Annotated in this window: 3 protein-coding genes and 1 pseudogene; 3 read left to right on the top strand and 1 reads right to left on the bottom strand. The window is 46.7% G+C overall.

Annotation, left to right across the window (positions count from 1 at the left end; genetic code table 11):
* Nucleotides 1-235 (top strand): annotated as a pseudogene (locus L870_RS19485) (recombinase); the annotation flags it as partial.
* Nucleotides 232-1,785, top strand: coding sequence for a recombinase family protein (locus L870_RS0106750; RefSeq protein ID WP_037271538.1), 1,554 nt, complete (start codon nucleotides 232-234; stop codon nucleotides 1,783-1,785). The pseudogene L870_RS19485 and the gene L870_RS0106750, both read left to right, overlap by 4 nt.
* Nucleotides 1,786-2,029: 244 nt before the next feature.
* On the opposite strand, the gene L870_RS16880 is transcribed toward L870_RS0106750, so the two are convergent.
* Nucleotides 2,030-3,364, bottom strand: a complete 1,335-nt coding sequence (locus L870_RS16880; RefSeq protein WP_037271535.1) for an MATE family efflux transporter — start codon at nucleotides 3,362-3,364, stop codon at nucleotides 2,030-2,032.
* A gap of 110 nt (nucleotides 3,365-3,474) precedes the next feature.
* On the opposite strand from L870_RS16880, the gene L870_RS0106740 reads away from it, so the two are divergent.
* Nucleotides 3,475-4,212: an AraC family transcriptional regulator gene (locus L870_RS0106740; protein WP_028517498.1), complete on the top strand. Its 738-nt coding sequence runs from the start codon at nucleotides 3,475-3,477 to the stop codon at nucleotides 4,210-4,212.
* The last annotated feature ends 385 nt before the right edge of the window (nucleotides 4,213-4,597 follow it).

The following is a 4,597-nucleotide window of genomic DNA, read 5'->3' as shown; positions in this document are numbered from 1 at the left end:
CATCAGTAACTTCTGCTATGTCGGCGATGACTTCTATCCTGCGATTGTCAGCCGCCAGACGTTTGCGAGAGCGAACGCGGAACTGATACGCAGGTCGGAAAAGCATGGCGGCAAGAAGCGCCTGCAAATGCCGCCAGTCTATACGGAGTTTGATATTTCAGAGCCGGAGATGCATTTTGACGATCCGATAAAACAAGCCGAATACATCTACAGTCTGATCGGGGTGAGAAAATGAATGTTATAAAAATACCTGCCAAGCCGCAGAAAGGCAATAATGCGGCGAAGCAGGAAGTCAAGAAGCTGCGTGTCGCTGCCTATTGCCGTGTCTCCACCGATAACGAGGAACAGGCTACCAGCTACGAAACACAGATCGAGCATTATACCGAGTTTATAAATAAGAATCCGGAATGGGAGCTTGTCAAGGTGTATGCCGATGACGGTATCAGCGCGACATCGACCAAAGGCAGAGAGCAGTTCAACGCTATGATCGAAGATTGCAAAAATGGCTTGATCGACATGATCTTCACGAAGTCGATCAGCCGATTTGCACGAAATACCGTTGACTGCCTGAACTATATCCGAATGCTCAAGGAGATGAACATTCCGGTATTCTTCGAGAAGGAGTCCATAAATACGATGGACTCGAAGGGAGAAGTCCTCCTGACCATTATGGCATCGCTGGCGCAGCAGGAATCGGAATCACTCAGCCAGAACGTCAAGATCGGTGTGCAGTACCGCTTCCAGCAGGGGAAAGTGATGGTCAATGCCCGCCGTTTTCTCGGCTACGACAAGGACGATGAAGGTCATCTGATCATTAATCCGGAACAGGCGGAAATCGTCAAGCGTATCTTCCGGGAGTACCTTGAGGGCGCTAGCTGCAAAAAGATCGCTCAGGGACTGCAGCGTGATGGTATTCCGAATGCTCGCGGAAGCACAAAATGGCATGATAACAGCATACGCCTGATTCTCGGAAATGAGAAGTACATGGGTGATGCGCTCCTGCAAAAGACCTACACCGTGGACTGCCTCAGTAAAAAGCGGGTAAAGAACTCCGGCATCGTGCCGCAATACTATGTCGAGGACGACCACGAAGCTATTATATCGAAAGAGACATTCCTGATGGTGCAGGAAGAAATGGTACGACGAGCGAGAACGCAGCTCCCGTTCGGCGGAAAGAAGGGCTATAGCGCCAACCACGCATTTTCGCAGATAATCTTCTGCGCTGGCTGCGGAGAGCAGTTCCGCAGAATACACTGGAACAACCGTGGCAAGAAGTCGGTTGTCTGGCGCTGCGTTACCCGATTGAAGGAGAAGGACAAGTGCCGCGCCAGAACCGTCAGCGAGGAAACCTTAAAGGCGGCATTCCTTGAAGCCCTCAATGAAATGGTCTGCGACAGCGACACCTACCTGAACAGGCTCCGGGAGAACCTTGAAGCTGCGATCAATTCGGCTAATCCCATGTCGGCGGAAGCCCTCTCAGCAAAAATGGCTGAACTGCAGCGGGAGCTGATCAACCGGACGGAGCGCCGGGAGAACTACGATGACATCACCGAGGAAATCCTGCGCCTGCGTGAGCTGCAGGAGCAGAAAGGCATGGACGACGCTACGCAGAAGGAACACACGAAACGCATTAAAGAGCTTCAGAAATTCATACAGTCTCAGCCGAGTGAGATCACGGAGTTTGATGATTCTCTGGTGAAGAAGCTGCTGGAAAAGGTGACCGTCTACGACGACTACTTGGAGTTCCGGTTCAAGTCAGGCGTGACGATCAGCATTGAAATGTGAATATATAGAGCGACCCCCGCGTCACTGGTCATTCAGTGGTGCGGGGGTGTTTGTTATACTTCTTCGACCATAATTTTATCACTTTTTCAGTTTGTGAAATCCTGATTTCATATGTACTGCCATTAATATATGTCGGCTCATTTTCATTTGCAGAAACGCTAAACCTTTTTCTATGCTGAGGCAATAACACATTAAAAAAACAAGGCTCAAAGATAGCTCTTCAAGCATAATAGGAGACAAATATTCAATTATGTTGTTTCCAATAATTATAGTAATAAATTATATACGCAATCGCATTCAAAGCCAGCGCTCCTACCCAAGCAATGATCTCAGCATAGGCAGTCGCTCTGAATCCCATGTGCGGAAGCAGTAAGATGATTGCAGGGATACGCAGGATCATTTCTGCAAATCCCGAAATCATGGGGATCAGTGGATACCCCATACCTTGAACTACATTCCGATACACAAACAAAAGGTTGAGCAGTATCAGTCCCGCACCGCATATCCTCAAGTATTCCGATGTTAAAACGATCGTATCGCTTTCATTCAGCATAACCCCTGCAAGCTGTTTCGGCAGAAGCATCATAACCAAGCCAAGTAGCAGATAGGATACCAATGCTATACCGACGCACACATGAACGCCCTGTTTTACTCGTTCGGGTTTGCCCGCACCGATATTCTGACCGACAAAAGCCGAGACAGCAAAGCCCGCCGTCAACGAAGGGAGCATGAACAGATTCAGATACTTACTGCAAACAGAGTACGCTGAAGTGAAGTCTGCACCGCAGTCGTTCACATATCTCTGCACAACCATACATCCAAGTGCGGTGACAGAGTTCATGAAAGCCATAGGAAGTCCGTTCTTCAATAGCAGCAGAGACAATCTCCGATCTGGGGCAAAATCCTCCTTGCAAAATTGAAGTTCGGGATTTGTGAGTATTCTCATTAAGCATATAATAGCTGAAAGAGCTTGTGCGAATATTGTTGCGAACGCAGCCCCCTCAACGCCGGTATGAACAATAAATATGAGAAACCAGTCCAAAGCGACATTGACCGCCGAAGAAATGATGATAGCGATAAACGGCGTTTTGCTGTCACCAAGCGAACGCAGGATACTCGAACACAGGTTAAATGCAACAGTCGCTGTCAGTCCGCCCATGATAATATAGCCGTAGGTCAGACCATCTGCTATCAATATTTCTTCCGTCTGTATCATATGAAGTATCGGTTTTAACAGCAGACAGCCGATTGCCGTCAGCAGTAATGCCATGACAGCAGAGAGCCTTACCGATAGGGCTATTGACTTACAGACAGCTTTTCTGTCTCCCGAACCGTAGTCCTGAGCAATTATGACAGCGAATCCGCTTGTCATGCCCATTGAAAAGCCGATTATCAGTAAAGAAAGCGAGGATAGGTTCCCGACGGCACCGAGAGCGTTATCGCCTAATCCCTTTCCGACTATCGCCGTATCTGCAACGGAATATATCTGCTGAAACAGATTTGTCAGCAGCATCGGGAAAAAGAAACCAAGCAGTTTAGCGGAAACTTTCCCGTTTGTCAGGTCATTAGCATTATTCATAAAGTCACCTCTGCCCATAAGCATATCACATTTCAGAACAGATTTATATCCTAAAGCTTGAATTTATATCTGAAAAGTGATATAATCGTAATGAAAGGCAGTTGATCGGAATGAAGGTACGAAACGAGCTTAACGCTCTTTTATACAGCAAGAAGATGGGCAATTTCAAGATCCCGGAACACCTCACGCAGTATTCCAAGTTCGCTTCTGTTGTTGGCGGAGAGACAGATACAGTAAAAGCCGAGCTTAAAAACGGCGCTCTTGCTTTGCTTTCAAATGAAAGAGTGCTGTCGAAGAACTCTCTGAAAAATGCGGTTTATCATTTTGTAATTGCAGCATCGGCAATATCAAGTGCCTGCATTGACACCGGACTTGGACAGACCGAAGCCTACACGCTTTCCGATCTCTATGTTATGAAAGTCGATGAATGCAGGACAGTTGACGGCGTATGCAGACTGTATGAGGATATGTGCCTTGATTTTGCGGAGCGAATGCAGGAGATACGCAAGGAAACGGTCATTTCCCTACATATCCGCAAGTGCATAGATTACATCTATGAGAATCTTGGCGCCGATCTATCGGTTAAAGTACTTGCCGAGGTAATAGGGTTAAACAGCACCTATCTTTCACGGCTTTTCCGACAGGAAGTCGGCATATCGCTTAAGCGCTTTGTAAAGGAAGCACGAGTGGATACTGCGCAAAATCTGCTTCGCTACTCCGACCTTTCCTATTCGGTGATCTCGACCTCGCTCGGCTTTTCTACACAGAGCGTCTTTATTGCCGTTTTTAAGGAAATAACTGGCATGACACCAAAGGTGTACCGTGAGAAGCATTATAACAAAAACTAAATAATCCTTTTGAAAAGAAAAGAGTGTCATTTTCCACTTTTTACGGAAAATGGCACTCTATTTTTATCGAATTTGATTCTGCATAGTGCTTGGGGTTACGTAATGACTATTTGACATTCCCTATCATACGGATTTATTCCCGCTTTGTACATTTTGACGAATGACAACCAATCTACGAAGTATCGAACCCTCTGTTATCCAATCTACGCATTAACCTCACTGAGCAGATTGGTTGTCAGGCGTTTTGAGTTCGTAGATGTTTTTCCAAATACAGTAAAAAGCTGGTTAGGGTTGACTTCGCAGATTGACTGTATAGCCGAAAACTGCCGTAAAATCGGCACTTTTACGCCTTATCCCTTGACATCAATACGACGCACTCAACGTG

This window comes from Ruminococcus flavefaciens ATCC 19208, assembly GCF_000518765.1.
In the GTDB taxonomy this organism is placed as follows: domain Bacteria; phylum Bacillota; class Clostridia; order Oscillospirales; family Ruminococcaceae; genus Ruminococcus; species Ruminococcus flavefaciens.
This window is presented reverse-complemented; position numbering and strand designations above follow the sequence as displayed.

Coding starts and splice junctions, on each gene's coding strand:
- L870_RS0106750 (WP_037271538.1), top strand. CDS start 232: ATGAATGTTATAAAAATACCTGCCAAGCCGCAGAAAGGCAATAATGCG.
- L870_RS16880 (WP_037271535.1), bottom strand. CDS start 3,364: ATGAATAATGCTAATGACCTGACAAACGGGAAAGTTTCCGCTAAACTG.
- L870_RS0106740 (WP_028517498.1), top strand. CDS start 3,475: ATGAAGGTACGAAACGAGCTTAACGCTCTTTTATACAGCAAGAAGATG.